The organism is Pseudomonas sp. B21-036 (assembly GCF_024748925.1).
Classification (GTDB): Bacteria; Pseudomonadota; Gammaproteobacteria; order Pseudomonadales; family Pseudomonadaceae; genus Aquipseudomonas; species Aquipseudomonas palmensis.
This window is the reverse complement of record NZ_CP087178.1, coordinates 4,612,901-4,631,545: the sequence shown is the minus strand read 5'-3', so window position 1 is coordinate 4,631,545 and position 18,645 is coordinate 4,612,901. Positions and strand designations below refer to the sequence as shown.

17 protein-coding genes are annotated in these 18,645 nt (G+C 62.9%); 13 read left to right on the top strand and 4 right to left on the bottom strand.

The features are described 5' to 3' along the window. Positions 1-116: 116 nt before the first annotated feature. The 3 genes from LOY33_RS20935 (at position 117) to cysN (ending at position 3,845) form a co-directional block, all read left to right on the top strand. Positions 117-875 carry a Nif3-like dinuclear metal center hexameric protein gene (locus LOY33_RS20935; RefSeq protein WP_043861018.1) on the top strand — a complete coding sequence of 253 codons (759 nt, stop codon included), beginning with the start codon at positions 117-119 and terminating at the stop codon, positions 873-875. Positions 876-1,011: 136 nt separating this feature from the next. Then, entirely contained in the window at positions 1,012-1,929 is a 918-nt protein-coding gene (cysD, locus tag LOY33_RS20930; RefSeq protein WP_058540870.1) for a sulfate adenylyltransferase subunit CysD, read from the top strand. Positions 1,930-1,943: 14 nt separating this feature from the next. Then, positions 1,944-3,845 (top strand): sulfate adenylyltransferase subunit CysN, encoded by a 1,902-nt coding sequence (gene cysN / locus LOY33_RS20925; protein WP_123752848.1) that lies wholly within the window; start codon positions 1,944-1,946, stop codon positions 3,843-3,845. Between the two features lie 155 nt (positions 3,846-4,000). Here cysN and LOY33_RS20920 read toward each other — a convergent pair whose 3' ends face one another. Then, complete coding sequence (locus LOY33_RS20920) at positions 4,001-4,480, bottom strand: Lrp/AsnC family transcriptional regulator (RefSeq protein ID WP_043861021.1); 480 nt, start codon at positions 4,478-4,480, stop codon at positions 4,001-4,003. A 127-nt stretch (positions 4,481-4,607) separates the two neighbouring features. Here LOY33_RS20920 and LOY33_RS20915 point away from each other — a divergent pair, with 127 nt between their 5' ends. Both LOY33_RS20915 and mdeB read left to right on the top strand, forming a co-directional pair. Beyond that, positions 4,608-5,804, top strand: coding sequence for a methionine gamma-lyase (locus tag LOY33_RS20915; RefSeq protein ID WP_043861022.1), 1,197 nt, complete (start codon positions 4,608-4,610; stop codon positions 5,802-5,804). 25 nt (positions 5,805-5,829) lie between these two features. Next, the gene (gene mdeB / locus LOY33_RS20910) at positions 5,830-8,511 is read left to right on the top strand and encodes an alpha-ketoglutarate dehydrogenase (RefSeq protein WP_258662917.1); all 2,682 of its coding nucleotides are present in this window, start codon (positions 5,830-5,832) and stop codon (positions 8,509-8,511) included. 129 nt (positions 8,512-8,640) lie between these two features. On the opposite strand, the gene LOY33_RS20905 is transcribed toward mdeB, so the two are convergent. Next, positions 8,641-9,072 carry a YhcB family protein gene (locus tag LOY33_RS20905; protein ID WP_043862040.1) on the bottom strand — a complete coding sequence of 144 codons (432 nt, stop codon included), beginning with the start codon at positions 9,070-9,072 and terminating at the stop codon, positions 8,641-8,643. A gap of 137 nt (positions 9,073-9,209) precedes the next feature. Here LOY33_RS20905 and LOY33_RS20900 point away from each other — a divergent pair, with 137 nt between their 5' ends. The 3 genes from LOY33_RS20900 to zapE all read left to right on the top strand — a co-directional run bounded on the left by LOY33_RS20900 (position 9,210) and on the right by zapE (position 12,395). Next, positions 9,210-9,845, top strand: coding sequence for an alpha/beta hydrolase (locus tag LOY33_RS20900; protein ID WP_054914842.1), 636 nt, complete (start codon positions 9,210-9,212; stop codon positions 9,843-9,845). A 24-nt stretch (positions 9,846-9,869) separates the two neighbouring features. After that, entirely contained in the window at positions 9,870-11,219 is a 1,350-nt protein-coding gene (locus LOY33_RS20895; protein ID WP_043862042.1) for a tryptophan--tRNA ligase, read from the top strand. A gap of 81 nt (positions 11,220-11,300) precedes the next feature. Beyond that, positions 11,301-12,395: a cell division protein ZapE gene (zapE, locus tag LOY33_RS20890; protein ID WP_043862043.1), complete on the top strand. Its 1,095-nt coding sequence runs from the start codon at positions 11,301-11,303 to the stop codon at positions 12,393-12,395. 86 nt (positions 12,396-12,481) lie between these two features. Here zapE and LOY33_RS20885 read toward each other — a convergent pair whose 3' ends face one another. Together LOY33_RS20885 and LOY33_RS20880 are read right to left on the bottom strand one after the other, a co-directional pair. Further along, entirely contained in the window at positions 12,482-13,378 is an 897-nt protein-coding gene (locus LOY33_RS20885) for a GlxA family transcriptional regulator (RefSeq protein WP_167400212.1), read from the bottom strand. Between the two features lie 215 nt (positions 13,379-13,593). Beyond that, positions 13,594-14,634 carry an NADP(H)-dependent aldo-keto reductase gene (locus LOY33_RS20880; RefSeq protein ID WP_104571972.1) on the bottom strand — a complete coding sequence of 347 codons (1,041 nt, stop codon included), beginning with the start codon at positions 14,632-14,634 and terminating at the stop codon, positions 13,594-13,596. Between the two features lie 247 nt (positions 14,635-14,881). Between LOY33_RS20880 and rplM the strand changes: the two genes are divergently transcribed. From rplM to LOY33_RS20855, 5 genes are all read left to right on the top strand, one after another. Further along, positions 14,882-15,310 carry a 50S ribosomal protein L13 gene (rplM, locus tag LOY33_RS20875; protein ID WP_043862045.1) on the top strand — a complete coding sequence of 143 codons (429 nt, stop codon included), beginning with the start codon at positions 14,882-14,884 and terminating at the stop codon, positions 15,308-15,310. Between the two features lie 14 nt (positions 15,311-15,324). Continuing rightward, on the top strand, positions 15,325-15,717 hold the full coding sequence (gene rpsI, locus LOY33_RS20870; RefSeq protein ID WP_043862046.1) for a 30S ribosomal protein S9: 393 nt from the start codon (positions 15,325-15,327) through the stop codon (positions 15,715-15,717). 284 nt (positions 15,718-16,001) lie between these two features. Continuing rightward, positions 16,002-16,595 carry a ubiquinol-cytochrome c reductase iron-sulfur subunit gene (gene petA, locus LOY33_RS20865; RefSeq protein ID WP_043862047.1) on the top strand — a complete coding sequence of 198 codons (594 nt, stop codon included), beginning with the start codon at positions 16,002-16,004 and terminating at the stop codon, positions 16,593-16,595. Further along, complete coding sequence (locus LOY33_RS20860; protein WP_043862048.1) at positions 16,595-17,806, top strand: cytochrome bc complex cytochrome b subunit; 1,212 nt, start codon at positions 16,595-16,597, stop codon at positions 17,804-17,806. The genes petA and LOY33_RS20860 overlap by 1 nt, the downstream gene beginning before the upstream one ends. After that, complete coding sequence (locus tag LOY33_RS20855) at positions 17,806-18,585, top strand: cytochrome c1 (RefSeq protein ID WP_043862049.1); 780 nt, start codon at positions 17,806-17,808, stop codon at positions 18,583-18,585. Before LOY33_RS20860 ends, LOY33_RS20855 begins: the two co-directional genes overlap by 1 nt. Positions 18,586-18,645 lie beyond the last annotated feature (60 nt).

The following is an 18,645-nucleotide window of genomic DNA, read 5'->3' as shown; positions in this document are numbered from 1 at the left end:
CGCCGCGCCCCCGGGCAGTTGCCGTCGGTTTCCCCAAAAACGGTCGACGGCTCATAATGGCGGCCATTATACGAGGCCTTGTGCCACGCTGAACCGCTGAATTGAGGAGTCTTTGCATGGCTGTTGCCCTGAGCACCCTGGTCGAGGAAGCCGATCGCTACCTTGGCAGCGCAAAAATCCAGGACTACTGCCCCAACGGCCTGCAGGTCGAGGGCAACCCGCAGGTGTCGCGCATCGTCACCGGCGTCACCGCCAGCCAGGCATTGCTGGACGCTGCGGTCGAGGCGGGCGCCGACCTGGTGCTGGTGCACCACGGCTACTTCTGGAAGGGTGAGAACCCCTGCATCACCGGCATGAAGCAGCGCCGCCTCAAGACCCTGCTCAAACACGACCTGAGCCTGCTGGCCTACCACCTGCCGCTGGACCTGCACCCCGAGGTGGGCAACAACGTGCAGCTGGCGCGCCAGCTGGACATCACCGTCGAGGGCCCGCTGGACCCGGCCAACCCACGGGTGGTGGGCCTGGTGGGCTCGCTGGCCGAACCGATGTCGGCGCGGGATTTCGCGCGCAAGGTCAGCGACGTGATGGGCCGCGAGCCGCTGCTGATCGAAGGCGACGAGGTCATTCGCCGGGTGGGCTGGTGCACCGGCGGCGGCCAGGGCTACATCGACCAGGCGATTGCCGCAGGGGTCGACCTGTACTTGAGCGGCGAGGCGTCGGAACAGACTTTCCACAGTGCTCGCGAGAACGGCATCAGCTTCATCGCCGCCGGCCACCACGCCACCGAGCGTTACGGGGTGCAGGCGCTGGGCGATTACCTGGCACGTCGATTCGCTCTGGAACACCTGTTCATCGACTGCCCGAACCCGATCTGAGGCTAAAACGCCAAGGCATATTCTTATACTGTTTCGTTCTAGTAGCCTGCCTAAATAGAATCGGGTGCTGTGATAAAGTGGCCCGCTCGAACACGGCCCGCTGGCCGTCCATAAGATTGATTTTCCGTGAGTAGCCATGGTCGACAAGCTGACGCATTTGAAACAGTTGGAGGCGGAGAGCATCCACATCATTCGTGAGGTGGCCGCCGAGTTCGACAACCCGGTGATGCTGTACTCGATCGGCAAGGATTCGGCCGTGATGCTGCACCTGGCACGCAAGGCCTTCTTCCCGGGCAAGCTGCCGTTTCCGGTGATGCACGTCGACACCCAGTGGAAATTCCAGGAGATGTACAGCTTCCGCGACAAGATGGTCGAGGAAATGGGCCTGGAGCTGATCACCCACGTCAACCCCGATGGCGTTGCCCAGGGCATCAATCCGTTCACCCACGGCAGTGCCAAGCACACCGACATCATGAAGACCGAGGGCCTCAAGCAGGCGCTCGACAAGCACGGCTTCGACGCCGCCTTCGGTGGCGCGCGCCGCGACGAAGAGAAGTCGCGGGCCAAGGAGCGCGTGTACTCGTTCCGTGACAGCAAGCACCGCTGGGACCCGAAGAACCAGCGCCCAGAGCTGTGGAACGTGTACAACGGCAAGGTCAACAAGGGCGAGTCGATTCGCGTGTTCCCGCTGTCGAACTGGACCGAGCTGGATATCTGGCAGTACATCTACCTCGAAGGCATCCCGATCGTGCCGCTGTACTTTGCAGCCGAGCGCGAAGTGATCGAGAAGAACGGCACCCTGATCATGATCGATGACGAGCGCATCCTGGAGCACCTCTCGGATGAAGAGAAGGCCCGCATCGTCAAGAAGAAAGTGCGTTTCCGTACCCTTGGCTGCTACCCGTTGACGGGCGCGGTGGAGTCGGAGGCCGAGAGCCTGACCGACATCATTCAGGAAATGCTCCTGACGCGCACTTCCGAGCGCCAGGGCCGCGTCATCGACCACGATGGCGCAGGTTCCATGGAAGACAAGAAACGTCAGGGCTATTTCTAAGTTAGGGTCAGACCATGTCGCACCAATCCGAATTGATCAGCGAGGACATCCTCGCCTACCTGGCCCAGCACGAACGCAAGGAACTGCTGCGCTTCTTGACCTGCGGTAACGTCGACGACGGCAAGAGCACCCTGATCGGGCGCCTGCTGCACGACTCCAAGATGATCTACGAAGACCATCTGGAAGCCATTACCCGCGATTCGAAGAAAGTCGGCACCACCGGTGACGACATCGACCTGGCATTGCTGGTCGACGGCCTGCAGGCCGAGCGCGAGCAGGGCATCACCATCGATGTGGCCTACCGCTATTTCTCCACGGCCAAGCGCAAGTTCATCATCGCCGACACCCCGGGTCACGAGCAGTACACCCGCAACATGGCCACCGGTGCGTCCACCTGCGACCTGGCGATCATCCTGGTGGACGCGCGCTACGGCGTGCAGACCCAGACCCGCCGGCACAGCTACATCGCTTCGCTGCTGGGCATCAAGCACATCGTCGTGGCCGTGAACAAGATGGACCTCAAGGGCTTCGACCAGGACGTGTTCGAAGGCATCAAGGCCGACTACCTGAAGTTTGCCGAAGCCATCAACATGACCCCCAGCAGCCTGCACTTCGTGCCGATGTCGGCGCTCAAGGGCGACAACGTGGTCAACCGCAGCGAGCGTTCGCCGTGGTACACCGGCCCTGCGCTGATGGAAATCCTCGAAACCGTGGAAGTGGCTGCCGACCGCAACTTCACCGACCTGCGTTTTCCGGTGCAGTACGTCAACCGGCCCAACCTGAACTTCCGTGGCTTTGCCGGCACCCTGGCCAGCGGCGTGGTACACAAGGGCGACGAGATCGTGGTGCTGCCGTCGGGCAAGAGCAGCCGCGTGAAGTCCATCGTCACCTACGAAGGTGAGCTGGAGCAGGCCGGCCCGGGCCAGGCCGTGACCCTGACCATGGAAGACGAGATCGACATCTCCCGTGGCGACCTGCTGGTGCATGCCGACAACGTCCCGCCGGTGACCGACCAGTTCGACGCCATGCTGGTGTGGATGGCCGAAGAGCCGATGCTGCCGGGCAAGAAATACGACATCAAGCGCGCCACCAGCTACGTGCCGGGCTCGATTGCCAGCATCGCCCACAAGGTCGATGTGAACACCCTGGAACAGGGCGCTGCGAGCGCGTTGCAGCTCAACGAGATCGGCAAGGTCAAGGTGAGCCTGGACGCTCCGATCGCGCTGGACGGCTACGACAGCAACCGCACCACCGGCGCGTTCATCATCATCGACCGCCTGACCAACGGCACCGTGGGCGCGGGCATGATCATCGCGCCACCGGTACTGCCTCACGGCAGCACCGGCCAGCATGGCAGGCAGGCCCACGTGACCACCGAGGAGCGTGCCTTGCGCTTCGGCCAGCAGCCGGCCACCGTGCTGTTCAGCGGCCTGTCGGGCGCGGGCAAGAGCACCCTGGCGTATGCCGTTGAGCGCAAGCTGTTCGACATGGGCCGTGCGGTGTACGTGCTCGATGGGCAGAACCTGCGCCATGACCTGAACAAAGGCCTGCCGCAGGACCGTGCCGGGCGTACCGAGAACTGGCGTCGTGCTGCGCATGTGGCGCGTCAGTTCAACGAAGCGGGCTTGCTGACCCTGGCCGCGTTCGTGGCACCGGATGCCGAAGGCCGTGAACAGGCCAAGGCGCTGATCGGCAAGGAGCGCTTGCTGACCGTTTACGTCCAGGCTTCGCCGTTGGCGTGCCGTGAGCGTGATCCGCAGGGGCTGTACGCGGCCGGTGGCGACAACATCCCGGGCGAGAGCTTCCCGTATGACGTGCCGCAGGATGCGGACCTGGTGATCGACACCCAGAGCGTTGGCGTGGAAGAGGGCGTCAAGCAGGTACTGGAACTGCTGCGCAAGCGTGGCGCGATCTAAGCGCTGCTGCTGAATGAAAAGCCCGCGATGGTGAAGGCCATCGCGGGCTTTTTTGTGGCGGCTGGCCGCTTCGCCGGCAAGGCCGGCTCCTACGGTGAGCGCAAGGCCATGCAGGAGCAGGCCTTGCCGGGGAAGTGCCCAGCGGACACGCCGCTTCAAATATGCTTCTGTGCCACCGGAATCACCCGCTTCTCCTTCACCGCCTTGAACGAGAAGCTCGAATAGATCTCCTTCACCCCCGGCAGCCGCTGCAGTACCTCGCGGGTGAACTCGCCGAACGACTCCAGATCCCGCGCCAGAATCTCCAGCAGGAAGTCATAGCGCCCGGAGATGTTGTGACACGCCACGATTTCGGGGATATCCATCAGCCGCTGCTCGAATGCCCGGGCCATCTCCTTGCTGTGCGAATCCATCATGATGCTGACGAAGGCGGTCACTCCGAAGCCCAGTGCCTTGGGTGACAGGATGGCCTGATAGCCGGTGATGTAGCCCGACTCCTCCAGCAGCTTGACCCGCCGCCAGCACGGCGAGGTGGTCAGGGCGACGCTGTCGGCGAGCTCGGCCACGGTCAGTCGGGCGTTGTCTTGCAGCGCGGCCAGCAGTGCGCGGTCGGTACGGTCGATGGCGCTAGGCATGTCTTGCCCTCCATAGCCTGTTCTTGTTGTTTTTATGTCAGTGAACGGCGTTTTTCGTAGGCGTATTTGGAAAAATTTAAGCCGGTCTGTGGAATAAGCTTATAACAAACCACAAGAGGCGGTTGCCATGCACGGCTCCAACAAGCTCCCAGGATTTGCCACCCGCGCCATTCACCATGGCTACGACCCCCAGGACCACGGCGGCGCACTGGTGCCACCGGTCTACCAGACCGCGACGTTCACCTTTCCCACCGTGGAGTACGGCGCTGCGTGCTTTGCCGGCGAGCAGGCCGGGCATTTCTACAGCCGCATCTCCAACCCCACCCTCAACCTGCTGGAAGCACGCATGGCCTCGCTGGAAGGCGGCGAGGCCGGGCTGGCGCTGGCCTCGGGCATGGGGGCGATCACGTCCACGCTATGGACACTGCTGCGCCCCGGTGACGAGGTGCTGCTGGGCAATACCCTGTACGGCTGCACCTTTGCCTTTCTGCACCACGGCATCGGCGAGTTCGGGGTCAAGCTGCGCCATGTGGACATGGCCGACCTGCAGGCACTGGAGGCGGCCATGACGCCGGCCACCCGGGTGATCTATTTCGAGTCGCCGGCCAACCCCAACATGCACATGGCCGATATCGCCGGCGTGGCGAAGATTGCACGCAAGCACGGCGCGACCGTGGTGGTCGACAACACCTATTGCACGCCGTACCTGCAACGGCCACTGGAGCTGGGCGCCGACCTGGTGGTGCATTCGGCCACCAAGTACCTGAGCGGCCATGGCGACATCACTGCTGGCATTGTGGTGGGCAGCCAGGCACTGGTGGACCGTATACGTCTGCAGGGCCTCAAGGACATGACCGGTGCGGTGCTCTCGCCCCATGACGCCGCACTGCTGATGCGCGGCATCAAGACCCTCAACCTGCGCATGGACCGCCACTGCGCCAACGCTCAGGTGCTGGCCGAGTTCCTCGCCGGGCAGCCGCAGGTGGAGCTGATCCATTACCCGGGCCTGGCGAGCTTCCCGCAGTACACCCTGGCCCGCCAGCAGATGAGCCAGCCGGGCGGCATGATCGCCTTCGAACTCAAGGGCGGCATCGGTGCAGGGCGGCGGTTCATGAACGCCCTGCAACTGTTCAGCCGGGCGGTGAGCCTGGGCGATGCCGAGTCGCTGGCGCAGCACCCGGCAAGCATGACTCATTCCAGCTATACCCCAGAGGAGCGTGCGCATTACGGCATCTCCGAGGGGCTGGTGCGGTTGTCGGTGGGGCTGGAAGACATCGACGACCTGCTGGCCGATGTGCAACAGGCACTCAAGGCGAGTGCCTGAACCCGTCACGGATGAGGTCAATGCAATGGTGGCAATGATGAACCTTGTGCCTGGCGACGGCGTGCCCGGTGACAGCGACCCTGGCGAAACTGCAGAGTGGCTGGAGGCGCTGGAGTCGACCCTGGCGCACTGCGGCCCGGCCCGCGCGCGGTTTCTGCTCGAACAGTTGGAGGCGCATGCCCGCGAACTGGGCCTGGAGCGTGGTGCCCAGCCGTACTCGGCGTACCGCAACACCCTGTCGCTCGAACATCAGGGCGCCTACCCGGGCGACCTGGAACTGGACGAGCGCATCACCAGCATCCTGCGCTGGAATGCCCTGGCGATGGTGGTGCGTGCCAACCATGCCTACGGTGACCTGGGCGGGCACATCGCCAGTTACGCTTCGGCCGCAGAGATCTTCGAGGTGGGGTTTCAGCACTTCTTCCGCGGCGAGGAGGGCGGCGAGCAGCGCACGGCCGACCTGGTGTTCTTCCAGCCACACTCGGCGCCCGGCATCTATGCCCGGGCCTTTCTTGAAGGGCGCCTGAGCGAGGCTCAGTTGGCCAGCTATCGGCAGGAGGTCGCAGGCGATGGCCTGTGCTCCTACCCGCACCCGTGGCTGATGCCCGACTTCTGGCAGTTTCCCACCGGGTCGATGGGCATCGGCCCGCTAAACGCCGTGTACCAGGCGCGCTTCATGCGCTACCTGCAGCACCGCGGCCTGGCCGATACCGCGCAGCGCCATGTGTGGGGCGTGTTCGGCGATGGCGAGATGGACGAGCCCGAATCCATCGCCGGGCTGACGCTGGCGGCCCGTGAGCAACTCGACAACCTGACCTTCATCGTCAACTGCAACCTGCAGCGCCTGGATGGTCCGGTGCGTGGCAATGGCCAGATCATCCAGGAGCTGGAGTCGCTGTTCAGCGGCGCCGGCTGGAACGTGATCAAGGTGTTGTGGGGCTCGGAATGGGATGCGCTGTTTGCCCGCGACAGCGAGCACGTGCTGCTGCGCCAGCTGGCGGCAACCCCCGACGGCCAGTTCCAGACCCTGGGGGCCAATGACGGCGCCTACAACCTCGAACACTTCTTCAACCAGCACCCGGCCTTGCAGCGCCTGGTCGAGCACATGAGCTCGGCCGAGATCAACGCGCTCAAGCGCGGTGGCCATGATTTTCGCAAGCTGTATGCCGCCTTTGCCGCCGCCAAGGCGTGCAAGGGCCGGCCCACGGTGATCCTGGCCAAGACCAAGAAGGGCTACGGCATGAGTGCGGCCGGCGAGTCGCGCATGACCGCGCACCAGGCCAAGAAGCTCGATGTGCAGGCGCTGCTGGCCTTCCGTGACCGCTTCCACCTGCCCTTGAGCGATGCGCAGGTTGAGCAGTTGCAGTTCTACCGGCCGGACGAAAACAGCCGGGAGATGCGCTACCTGCGCGAGCGGCGCAATGCCCTGGGCGGCAGCCTGCCGTCGCGGCGGCCCCAGGCGCGCACGCTGCCAGTACCGGCGCTGGAGGTGATGGGCGGTTTTGCGCTGCACGCCGAGGGCAAGGAGATGTCCACCACCATGGCTGCGGTGCGCATGCTCGGTGCCTGGCTCAAGGCCCCAGAGCTGGGGCCGCGGGTGGTGCCGATCGTCGCCGATGAAGCGCGCACCTTCGGCATGGCCAGCCTGTTCCGGCAGATCGGCATCTACTCGCCCCATGGGCAGCGCTACGAACCCGAAGATGCCAGTTCGCTGCTCTCCTACAGGGAGTCGCGCGATGGTCAGTTGCTGGAGGAGGGCATCACCGAGGCCGGGGCCCTGTCGTCCTGGGTAGCGGCGGCCACCTCCTATGCGGTGCATGGCGAGCCGATGTTGCCGGTGTACATCTATTACTCGATGTTCGGCTTCCAGCGGGTCGGCGACCTGATATGGGCGGCGGCCGACCAGCGTGCACGTGGCCTGCTGCTGGGGGCCACGGCAGGGCGCACCACCCTGGGCGGCGAAGGCTTGCAGCACCAGGATGGCTCGAGCCTGGTGATGGCGGCCATGGTGCCCAACTGCCGCGCCTGGGAGCCGTGCTTTGCCGGCGAACTGGCGGTGATTCTGGAACACGCGGCGCGGCGCATGCTGGTGGAGCAGTGCGACGAGTTTCACTATGTGGCGGTGATGAATGAAAGTTATCCACACCCCTCCCTGCCACCTGAGGCACATGCGGCAGTGTTGCGCGGGATGTACCGGTTTGCCGAACAGCAGGTGGAGCATGCCCTGGGGCGGGTTCGCCTGCTGGGCTCCGGGGCGATCCTGCGCGAGGTGATCGCCGCGAGCGAGCTGCTGGCGGCGGACTGGGGCATCGCCAGCGAGGTGTTCAGTGTGACCAGCTTCAGCGAACTGGCGCGTGATGCACGGGATGTGCAGCGCGGGCAGCGTCTGGGGCTGGGCGGCAGCAGCCATCTGGCGCAGTGCCTGGTGGGGGATGCGCCGGTGATTGCCGCGACCGATTATGTACGTGCCTGGCCGCAATTGATTGCCGAGTACGTGCCGGCGCCATACGTGACGCTGGGCACCGACGGCTTCGGGCGCAGCGATACGCGCCAGCGGTTGCGCCAGTTCTTCGAGGTGGACCGCTTCAGTGTGGTGCTGGCCAGCTTGCAGGCGCTGGTGGATGACGGGCTGCTGGAGGTCGATGTGATAGCGCAGGCACGGGCCAGGTATCCGGCGCTGGATGCGGCGGGCCCCTGGTATCGTTGATGTGAGGGGATGAAAAAAGGGGCCGGCGATCGGCCCCTTTTTTCTTTGTATCGGATGGTTGGGTGTGGCATTCGCCGGCAAGGCCGGCTCCAGCAGGAGCGCGCCATGCCAGTGACGGGGCCGCTGCGATCAGCGCTTGAGCCCGTAATGCTCATCCAGCATGCCCGGGGTGTTCGGTGCCTTGGGCGCGTAGTCGCGTGGCACTTCGGTGTCCTTGGGCGGGGTCAGACGGTCACGCGGGCCCTGCGCTTCGGAGTGCAGTGCGGCCAGCAGGCGCTGACGGGTCTGTTCGTCCAGGGCCAGACGGTTGGCGCCTTCGGCCAGGTGGTCCTGCACTTCCTGGTAGCTCTGGGTCAGCTTCTTGACCAGCGCCGCGGTGCTGTTGAAATGGGTCACCACTTCACTCTGATAACTGTCAAAACGTTCCTGGATATCGTCCAGCTGCCGCTGGGTGCTGCTCGGGGCGGCATTGGGCAAGAGGCGGGCGACCAGGAAACCAACGACTACACCCACTACCAGGGCCAGGGTCGGCAACAACCAAACTAAGAGCGAGAGTTCCACGAGTCCTTCCTCTATAAACGGCTTTGCTTTACGTTAACGGCTCGGACCTGCGCTGTATACCGCGAGCGATCGCAAATATCTCAGACAGAATCATCAGCTAGACGAGTCGACCCCTCCAGAGGTCACGGAGTTCACCCTTGCTTATCCGCGAAACCCCCGTATTCATCGATGGCCCGGTTGGCCAGCTGGAAGCCCTGTACCTGGACGTGGCAGACCCTCGCGGCATCGTCCTGCTGTGCCACCCCAACCCCGTGCAGGGCGGCACCATGACCAACAAGGTGGTGTCGATGCTGCAGCGCACCGCACGCGATGCCGGCTACATCACCCTGCGCTTCAACTACCGCGGTGTAGGCCAGAGCGCTGGCAGCCATGACATGGGCAGCGGCGAAGTCGACGATGCACAGGCCGCTGCAGCCTGGCTGCGCGAAAAACATCCCGAATTACCTTTGACGCTGATGGGCTTCTCCTTCGGCGGCTTCGTCGCGGCCAGCCTCGGCGGCCGGCTCGAAGCCCAGGGCGTCACGCTCAAGCACCTGTTCATGGTAGCCCCGGCAGTGATGCGCCTTGGCGGTACCGACGGCCTGCCGCAGGCAGGTGCCTTGAGCGTGATCCAGCCCGAAACCGACGAGGTGATCGATCCGCAGATTGTCTACGCCTGGTCCGATGCACTGGCGCGCCCCCATGAGCTGCTGAAAGTGGCAGAATGCGGTCACTTTTTTCACGGCAAGCTGACCGACCTCAAGGATCTGGTGCTGCCACGCCTTTCGAACTGATACAAGCCTGATAAGCGATTACCCATGACCACTCGTATCCTTACCGGTATCACCACCACGGGCACGCCGCACCTTGGCAACTATGCCGGTGCCATCCGCCCGGCGGTCCTCGCCAGCCAGCAGCCGGGCGTCGACTCGTTCTACTTCCTGGCCGACTACCATGCGCTGATCAAGTGCGACGACCCGCAGCGCATCCAGCGCTCGCGTCTGGAAATCGCCGCCACCTGGCTGGCCGGCGGCCTGGACCCGGAACGCGTGACCTTCTACCGCCAGTCCGACATTCCCGAGATCCCCGAGCTGACCTGGCTGCTGACCTGCGTGGCGGCCAAGGGCCTGCTCAATCGCGCGCATGCCTACAAGGCCTCGGTGGACAAGAACCTGGAAAGCGGCGAAGACCCGGATGCGGGCGTGAGCATGGGCCTGTACAGCTATCCGGTGCTGATGGCGGCGGACATCCTGATGTTCAATGCCAACAAGGTGCCGGTGGGGCGCGACCAGATCCAGCACGTGGAAATGGCCCGTGATATCGGGCAGCGCTTCAACCACCTGTTCGGCCAGGGCAAGGACTTCTTCGCCATGCCCGAGGCGCTGATCGAGGAAAGCGTGGCCACCTTGCCGGGCCTGGACGGTCGCAAGATGTCCAAGAGCTACGACAACACCATCCCGCTGTTCACCAGTGCCAAGGAGATGAAGGACGCGATCTCGCGCATCGTCACCGACTCGCGCGCGCCGGGCGAGGCCAAGGACCCGGACAACTCGCACCTGTTCACCCTGTTCCAGGCCTTTGCCACCGCCGAGCAAGCCGAAGCCTTCCGCAGCGAACTGCTGCAGGGGCTGGGCTGGGGCGAAGCCAAGCAGCGCCTGTTCCAGCTGGTCGACGGCCAGTTGAGCGCGCCGCGCGAGCATTACCACCAGCTGATTTCCCGCCCGGCGGACCTGGAGGACATTCTTCTGGCCGGCGCGCAGAAGGCCCGCAGGATCGCCACGCCGTTTCTTGAGCAACTGCGCGAAGCAGTGGGCCTGCGCTCGTTCCGCAGCACGGTTCAGGTCAGCGGTGAAACCAGGAAGAAGGCGGTCAAGGCGGCACGCTTCGTGAGCTTCCGTGAAGAGGACGGCAGCTTCCGCTTCCGCCTGCTGGCAGCCGACGGCGAGCAGTTGCTGCTGTCGCGCAGCTTTGCCGATGGCAAGGCGGCCGGTGCGGTGAGCAAGCAGTTGCAACTGGGCCAGCCGCTGGATGTCCGTGACGAAGGCCTGGGCTTCAGCCTGTGGCTGGAAGGCGAGTGCGTGGCCGACGGGCCGCAGTTCGCCGATGCCACGGCGCGCGATGCCGCCATCGAAAGCCTGCGCGCTGCCTTGCAGCCCCAGCAGGACTGACCGTCAATCGCAAGTCTGATTGCCATTACCCGGGGCCGTCGCTACAGTGACGGCCCGCTTTTGTTGCCTTGCTAACGAATTATGACGCCCCTAGAACGATATCAAGCAGATCTGAAACGTCCCGAATTCTTCCATGACGCGGCGCAGGAAACAGCGGTGCGTCACTTGCAGCGCCTGTACGACGACCTGGTCGCGGCGCACAACAGCAAGCCGGGTGTGTTCGGCAAGCTGTTCGGCAGGAAAGAGCAGGCGCCCGTCAAGGGCCTGTATTTCTGGGGTGGGGTAGGGCGCGGCAAGACTTACCTGGTCGATACGTTCTATGAGGCGCTGCCTTTCCCGCAGAAGGTGCGTACGCACTTCCACCGCTTCATGAAGCGCGTGCACGAGGAAATGAAGACCCTCAAGGGCGAGAAGAACCCGCTGACCATCATTGCCAAGCGGTTCTCCGACGAGGCGCGGGTGATCTGCTTCGACGAGTTCTTCGTGTCCGATATCACCGACGCGATGATCCTTGGCACCCTGATGGAGGAGCTGTTCAAGAACGGCGTGACCCTGGTGGCCACCTCCAACATCGTGCCGGACGGCCTGTACAAGGACGGCCTGCAGCGTGCGCGCTTCCTGCCGGCAATTGCCCTGATCAAGCAGAACACCGACATCGTCAACGTCGACAGCGGCGTGGACTATCGCCTGCGTCACCTGGAGCAGGCCGAGCTGTTCCACTTCCCGCTGAATGAAGCGGCCCACGAAAGCCTGCGCAAGAGCTTTCGCGCATTGACGCCGGAATGCACCCAGGCGGTGGAAAACGACGTGCTGATGATCGAGAACCGCGAGATCCGTGCGCTGCGTACCTGCGACGACGTGGCCTGGTTCGACTTCCGCGAACTGTGCGACGGCCCGCGCAGCCAGAACGACTACATCGAACTGGGCAAGATCTTCCATGCGGTGCTGCTCAGTGGCGTGGAACAGATGGGCGTGGCCACCGACGATCTGGCGCGTCGCTTCATCAACATGGTCGACGAGTTCTACGACCGCAACGTCAAGCTGATCATCTCGGCTGAAGTGGAGCTCAAGGACCTGTACACCGGCGGGCGCCTGAGCTTCGAGTTCCAGCGTACCCTGAGCCGCTTGCTGGAGATGCAGTCCCACGAGTTCCTGTCGCGGGCACACAAGCCTTAAATCGCGTCACTGCTGTCGCGGCTCAGCCCGCTCCCACAGAGGTTTGCAGCGAACCTGTGGGGGCGGGCGTGACCCGCGATAGGCCCTCAGGCCTCCTGCATGAATTGCTGCCGATACTGGTTAGGCGACAGCTCCGTGTGCTGCCTGAACAATCGCGCAAAAAAGCTGGCGTCGTCATAGCCCACCTCGTAGCTGATGGTCTTGATGCTCTTGCGCGTCCCCGACAGCAAGCCCTTCGCCGTCTCGATCCGCAGCCGTTGCAGATAATGCAGCGGCTTGTCCCCCGTCGCACTCTGGAACCTGCGCATGAAGTTGCGGATGCTCATGCCATGGTTGCGTGCCACGTCCTCGAAACGGAACTTGTCGGCGAAGTGTTCCTCCAGCCACTGCTGGATCTGCAGGATGATCAGGTCCTGGTGCAGTTTCTGTCCGCCAAAGCCCATGCGCCCCGGGGTGTAGTTGCGTTGCACCTCGTAGAGGATGTCGCGGGCCACGGCCTGGGCCACGTTGGCCCCGCAGAAGCGCTCGATCAGGTAGATGTACAGGTCGCAGGCCGAGGTGGCGCCGCCGGCGCAATAGAGGTTGTCGGCATCGGTGAGGTGCTTGTCCTGGTTCAGCGACACCTTCGGGAAGCGTTCGGCGAACTGGCCGAAGAAGCGCCAGTAGGTGGTGGCCTCCTTGCCATCGAGCAGGCCGGCCTCGGCCAGCCAGAACACGCCGCTGGCCTCGCCGCACAGCACAGCGCCACGGGCATGCTGCTCGCGCAGCCAGGGCAGTACCTGGGGGTAGCGCTGGCACAGGGCATCGAAGTCGTCCCAGAACGCCGGCAGGATGATCACGTCGGCCTGCTCGAGGCCGCTGTCCACCGGTAGCTGCACGCCGCTGAAGCTCTGCACGGGCAGCCCGTCGGGGCTAACGAGGCGGGTTTCGAACATCGGTTGCAGGCCCAGGCCCAGTTGCTTGCCATAGCGCAGGCTGGCCAGGTGGAAGAAATCCTTGGCCTGCATCAGGGTTGATGCGAATACCTTGTCGATGGCCAGGATGCTGACGCGCCGCAGCGATGCGGTAGGTTGGGTAAACATCATTGTCGTTATTCTTATAGGGTAGAGTGGTCAATCACCGGCTGGATCGTCTTATTTTTTGGCGATTGTGTCTACCCTCGGTTCCCGCAGCGGGCTGCGGGAACCGTTGCAGCGCTTTACGGGGCGGGGTTGGGCTGGTCCTGGTGGATCGCATCGATGGCGGCCAGCAGCTCGTCACCGAGCTTCAGGCTGGCGCTTGCCAGGTTGCTGTCCAGTTGTGCCAGCGAGGTGGCGCCGATGATGTTGCTGGTCACGAACGGCTGCTGGGTCACGAAGGCCAGGGCCATCTGCGCCGGGTCCAGGCCGTGCTCGCGGGCCAGGGCCACATAACGGCTGCACGCGGCGACGGTCTGCGGGTTGGAATAGCGCGAGAAGCGGTTGAACAGGGTCAGGCGGCCGTTTTCCGGGCGCGCGCCGTTCTCGTACTTGCCCGACAGCATGCCGAAGGCCAGCGGCGAGTAGGCCAGCAGGCCGCACTGCTCGCGGATGGCGATTTCCGCCAGGCCCACTTCGAAGCTGCGGTTGAGCAGGTTGTACGGGTTCTGGATCGAGACCGCACGGGGCCAGCCGCGGCTTTCGGCCAGTTGCAGGAACTTCATGGTGCCCCACGGGGTTTCGTTGGACAGGCCGATGTGGCGGATCTTGCCTGCCTTGACCTGTTCGTCGAGCACTTCGAGGGTTTCCTCCAGCGGCGTGAAGTGGTCCTGGGGCAGGTGCTGGTAGCCCAGCTTGCCGAAGAAGTTGGTGCTGCGCTCGGGCCAGTGCAGCTGGTACAGGTCGATCCAGTCGGTCTGCAGGCGCTTGAGGCTGGCGTCCAGGGCTGCCACGATGTGCTGGCGGTTGTGCTTGAGCTGGCCGTCGCGAATGTGGCTGATGCCGTTGCCGGGGCCGGCCACCTTGCTGGCCAGGATCCAGCCGGCGCGATCGCCGCGCTGGCTGAACCAGTTGCCGATGATCTGCTCGGTGGCCGAGTAGGTTTCCGGGCGCGGCGGCACCGGGTACATCTCCGCGGTATCGATGAAATTGATCCCGGCCGCCTTGGCCCGTTCGATCTGGGCGAAGCCCTCGGCCTGGTCGTTCTGCTCGCCCCAGGTCATGCTGCCCAGGCACAATGCACTCACGTTGAGGTCGGTGCGACCCAGCTGGCGATACTCCATGACGATCTCCACGGCAAAAGAAGCATAAAAGCAGGTTGATATTTTTTCTGCAATCTGGATAATTCTGCACCTCTCTCAGCAGTGGAAGTGATGCCCCGCCGCCGAAGAATCTTGCCGAGTATTGGACGTGCTGACCCGAGCCCCCGATAGCGTCCGTATCCGGCTGCCTTTGACCTTGTCAAAGTACGCACTATTCAGTAAGATCTGCCGTCTTAAAATTGCGGGACGGCCCCTGAGGCTATAAAGAATGAAAACTTTTACTGCTAAACCGGAAACAGTAAAACGCGACTGGTTCGTCGTTGACGCTGCTGGCAAGACCCTGGGTCGTCTGGCCACTGAGATCGCGAGCCGTCTGCGTGGCAAGCACAAGCCAGAATACACCCCTCACGTTGACACCGGCGACTACATCGTCGTGATCAATGCCGAGCAGGTACGTGTTACTGGTGCCAAGACTTCGGACAAAATGTACTACTCCCACTCCGGTTTCCCGGGCGGCATCAAGGAAATCAACTTCGAGAAGTTGATCGCCAAAGCGCCTGAGCGCGTGATCGAGACCGCGGTAAAGGGCATGCTGCCTAAAAACCCGCTGGGTCGCGACATGTACCGTAAGCTGAAAGTCTATGCGGGCGCTGTACACCCTCATACTGCTCAGCAGCCCCAAGAACTGAAGATTTAACGGAATAGTTCATTATGTCGGCGACTCAAAATTACGGCACTGGCCGTCGCAAGACTGCAACCGCACGCGTTTTCCTGCGTCCGGGTACTGGCAGCATCTCCATCAACAACCGCTCCCTCGAGACCTTCTTCGGTCGTGAAACCGCGCGCATGGTAGTTCGCCAGCCGCTGGAACTCACCGAAACCACCGAGAAGTTCGACATCTACGTCACCGTCATCGGTGGTGGTGTCAGCGGTCAAGCGGGCGCTATCCGTCACGGTATCACCCGTGCACTGATGGACTACGACGAAACCCTGCGTGGCGCTCTGCGCAAAGCTGGCTTCGTTACCCGTGACGCTCGTGAAGTCGAGCGTAAGAAAGTGGGTCTGCGTAAAGCACGTAAGCGTCCTCAGTACTCCAAGCGTTAATTCGCTTCGGCGTTCAAAAAAAGCCCGGTTCCTGGTGGAACCGGGCTTTTTTTATGTCTTGAATAAAAGGGGCTGCCGACCCTGTGTGACAACTTGCCGCATAGACGCAGGTCAAGTGCTATAAGGGATACAGCCTTTATGCCGGGTAATAACCTTGTCTTCGATGGGTCTTTTCATTACCATGCGGCAAATTTTTAGCAGTTCGAAATTTATTTTTAGCAGTTCGAAATTTACTTAGTAGATGCCTGTTGCAACAGGCCACAAAGCTGATGGGAGAGGACTGAATGAGCAATGACGGCGTCAATGCAGGCCGGCGTCGCTTCCTGGTAGCAGCCACGTCCGTGGTGGGTGCTGCAGGAGCGGTGGGGGCTGCGGTCCCGTTCGTAGGGTCATGGTTTCCCAGTGCCAAGGCGAAAGCTGCCGGTGCACCGGTCAAGGTCAACATCGCCAAGGTGGAGCCCGGCCAGCAGATGATTGCTGAATGGCGCGGCCAACCCGTGTTCATCGTCCGCCGCACCGAGGAGATCCTGGGCAACCTGAAGAAGATCACCGGTGAGCTCTCCGACCCCGAGTCCAAGGCGTCGGAGCAGCCGGCCTACGTCGACCCGTCGAACCGCTCGATCAAGCCGGAAATCCTCGTGCTCGTCGGCCTGTGCACCCACCTGGGCTGCTCGCCGACCTTCCGTCCCGAAGTGGCGCCTGTCGACCTGGGTCCCAAGTGGGTGGGTGGCTATTTCTGCCCATGCCACGGCTCCCACTACGACCTCGCCGGCCGCGTCTACAAGTCCCAGCCAGCGCCGCTCAATCTGCCAGTGCCACCGCACTCGTACGAGTCGGATGACATCATCGTCGTCGGCGTCGATCAGGAGAACGCGTGATGAGTAAGTTCATGGACTGGGTTGACGCCCGCTTCCCCGCCACCAAGATGTGGGAAGATCACCTGAGCAAGTACTACGCACCGAAGAACTTCAACTTCTTCTATTTCTTCGGCTCCCTGGCCCTGCTGGTCCTGGTCAACCAGATCGTGACCGGCGTGTGGCTGACCATGAGCTTCACCCCTTCGGCCGAAGAGGCGTTCGCCTCGGTCGAATACATCATGCGTGACGTCGAATACGGCTGGATCCTGCGCTACCTGCACTCCACGGGTGCGTCGGCGTTCTTCATCGTGGTCTACCTGCACATGTTCCGTGGCCTGCTCTACGGCTCGTACCAGAAGCCACGCGAGCTGGTATGGCTGTTCGGCATGCTGATCTACCTGGCGCTGATGGCAGAGGCCTTCATGGGCTACCTGCTGCCCTGGGGCCAGATGTCGTACTGGGGTGCCCAGGTGATCATCTCGCTGTTCGGCGCCATCCCGGTCATCGGCGGCGACCTGACCCAGTGGATCCGTGGCGACTACCTGATCTCCGGCATTACCCTGAACCGCTTCTTCGCCCTGCACGTGGTGGCCCTGCCGATCGTGATTCTCGGCCTGGTGGTGCTGCACATCCTGGCGCTGCACGAAGTGGGTTCGAACAACCCGGATGGCGTGGACATCAAGAAGAAAAAGGACGAGAACGGCATTCCGCTGGACGGCATCCCGTTCCACCCGTACTACACCGTCAAGGATATCGTCGGCGTGGTGGTGTTCCTGTTCGTCTTCTGCATGATCGTGTTCTTCTTCCCGGAAATGGGCGGCTACTTCCTGGAGAAACCCAACTTCGAACAAGCCAACGCGTTCAAGACCCCGGAGCACATCGCCCCTGTGTGGTACTTCACGCCGTTCTACGCGATCCTGCGTGCGGTACCCGACAAGCTGCTGGGCGTGATCGCCATGGGTGCTGCGATCGCGGTGCTGTTCGTGCTGCCATGGCTGGACCGTAGCCCGGTCAAGTCGATGCGCTACAAGGGCTGGATGAGCAAGGCCTGGCTGTGGGTGTTCTGCATCTCCTTCGTGATCCTGGGCGTGCTCGGCGTGCTGGCGCCAACCCCGGGTCGCACCTTGCTGTCGCAGGTATGTACCTTCCTGTATTTCGCCTACTTCATTCTGATGCCGTTCTACACCAGGCTCGAGAAGACCAAACCGGTTCCGGAAAGGGTGACTGGCTGATGAAAAAGCTATTTGCAGTATTGCTCCTGGCAGTGATGCCTTCGCTGACCTTCGCCGCCGAACACGGCGTGGAACTGGACAAGGTCGACATCGACCTGACCGACAAGGCCGCCATGCAGGACGGCGCACGGACCTTTGCCAACTATTGCATGGGTTGCCACAGCGCCAAGTTCCAGCGTTACGAGCGTGTCGCCGATGACCTGGGCATCCCGCACGAGCTGATGCTCGAGAAGCTGGTGTTCACCGGCGCCAAGATCGGCGACCACATGAACATCGGCATGCAGCCGGCCGACGCCAAGGCCTGGTTCGGTGCGGCGCCGCCCGACCTGACCCTGGTGGCGCGGGTACGCGGCACCGATTGGCTGTACAGCTACCTGCGGGCCTTCTACGAGGACCCGTCACGCCCTTGGGGTGTGAACAACAAGGTCTTCCCCAACGTTGGCATGCCAAACGTGCTGGTGGGCCTGCAGGGGCGTCAGGTGGTCGGTTGCAAGCAGATCCAGACCGTGGTCGAGGGCAAGAAGCAGTTTGACCCGCTCACCGGTGCCCCGCTGACCCACGAAGCGTGCGATCAGCTGACCATCGTGCCGAAATCCGGTACCCTGACCGACGAGCAGTTCGACGAGAAGGTCAAGAACCTGGTGACCTTCCTGGCCTACTCGGCCAACCCGGTCAAGCTGCAGAGCCAGCGCATCGGCACCTACGTGCTGCTGTACCTGGCCTTCTTCTTCGTGTTCGCCTACCTGCTCAAGCGCGAATACTGGAAGGACGTGCACTGATCACAGGGTAAAATCTGTTAGTTTAACGCGCGCCCTGGGGTCCCTCTGCAGTATGGAGGG

Bases quoted from the DNA above. Each gene is read 5' to 3' on its own strand.
- petA (WP_043862047.1), top strand. From the start codon at position 16,002: ATGAGCAATGACGGCGTCAATGCAGGCCGGCGTCGCTTCCTGGTAGCA.
- LOY33_RS20860 (WP_043862048.1), top strand. From the start codon at position 16,595: ATGAGTAAGTTCATGGACTGGGTTGACGCCCGCTTCCCCGCCACCAAG.
- LOY33_RS20915 (WP_043861022.1), top strand. From the start codon at position 4,608: ATGCACGGCTCCAACAAGCTCCCAGGATTTGCCACCCGCGCCATTCAC.
- LOY33_RS20855 (WP_043862049.1), top strand. From the start codon at position 17,806: ATGAAAAAGCTATTTGCAGTATTGCTCCTGGCAGTGATGCCTTCGCTG.
- mdeB (WP_258662917.1), top strand. From the start codon at position 5,830: ATGGTGGCAATGATGAACCTTGTGCCTGGCGACGGCGTGCCCGGTGAC.
- LOY33_RS20920 (WP_043861021.1), bottom strand. From the start codon at position 4,480: ATGCCTAGCGCCATCGACCGTACCGACCGCGCACTGCTGGCCGCGCTG.
- rplM (WP_043862045.1), top strand. From the start codon at position 14,882: ATGAAAACTTTTACTGCTAAACCGGAAACAGTAAAACGCGACTGGTTC.
- zapE (WP_043862043.1), top strand. From the start codon at position 11,301: ATGACGCCCCTAGAACGATATCAAGCAGATCTGAAACGTCCCGAATTC.
- LOY33_RS20880 (WP_104571972.1), bottom strand. From the start codon at position 14,634: ATGGAGTATCGCCAGCTGGGTCGCACCGACCTCAACGTGAGTGCATTG.
- cysN (WP_123752848.1), top strand. From the start codon at position 1,944: ATGTCGCACCAATCCGAATTGATCAGCGAGGACATCCTCGCCTACCTG.
- LOY33_RS20895 (WP_043862042.1), top strand. From the start codon at position 9,870: ATGACCACTCGTATCCTTACCGGTATCACCACCACGGGCACGCCGCAC.
- rpsI (WP_043862046.1), top strand. From the start codon at position 15,325: ATGTCGGCGACTCAAAATTACGGCACTGGCCGTCGCAAGACTGCAACC.
- LOY33_RS20935 (WP_043861018.1), top strand. From the start codon at position 117: ATGGCTGTTGCCCTGAGCACCCTGGTCGAGGAAGCCGATCGCTACCTT.
- cysD (WP_058540870.1), top strand. From the start codon at position 1,012: ATGGTCGACAAGCTGACGCATTTGAAACAGTTGGAGGCGGAGAGCATC.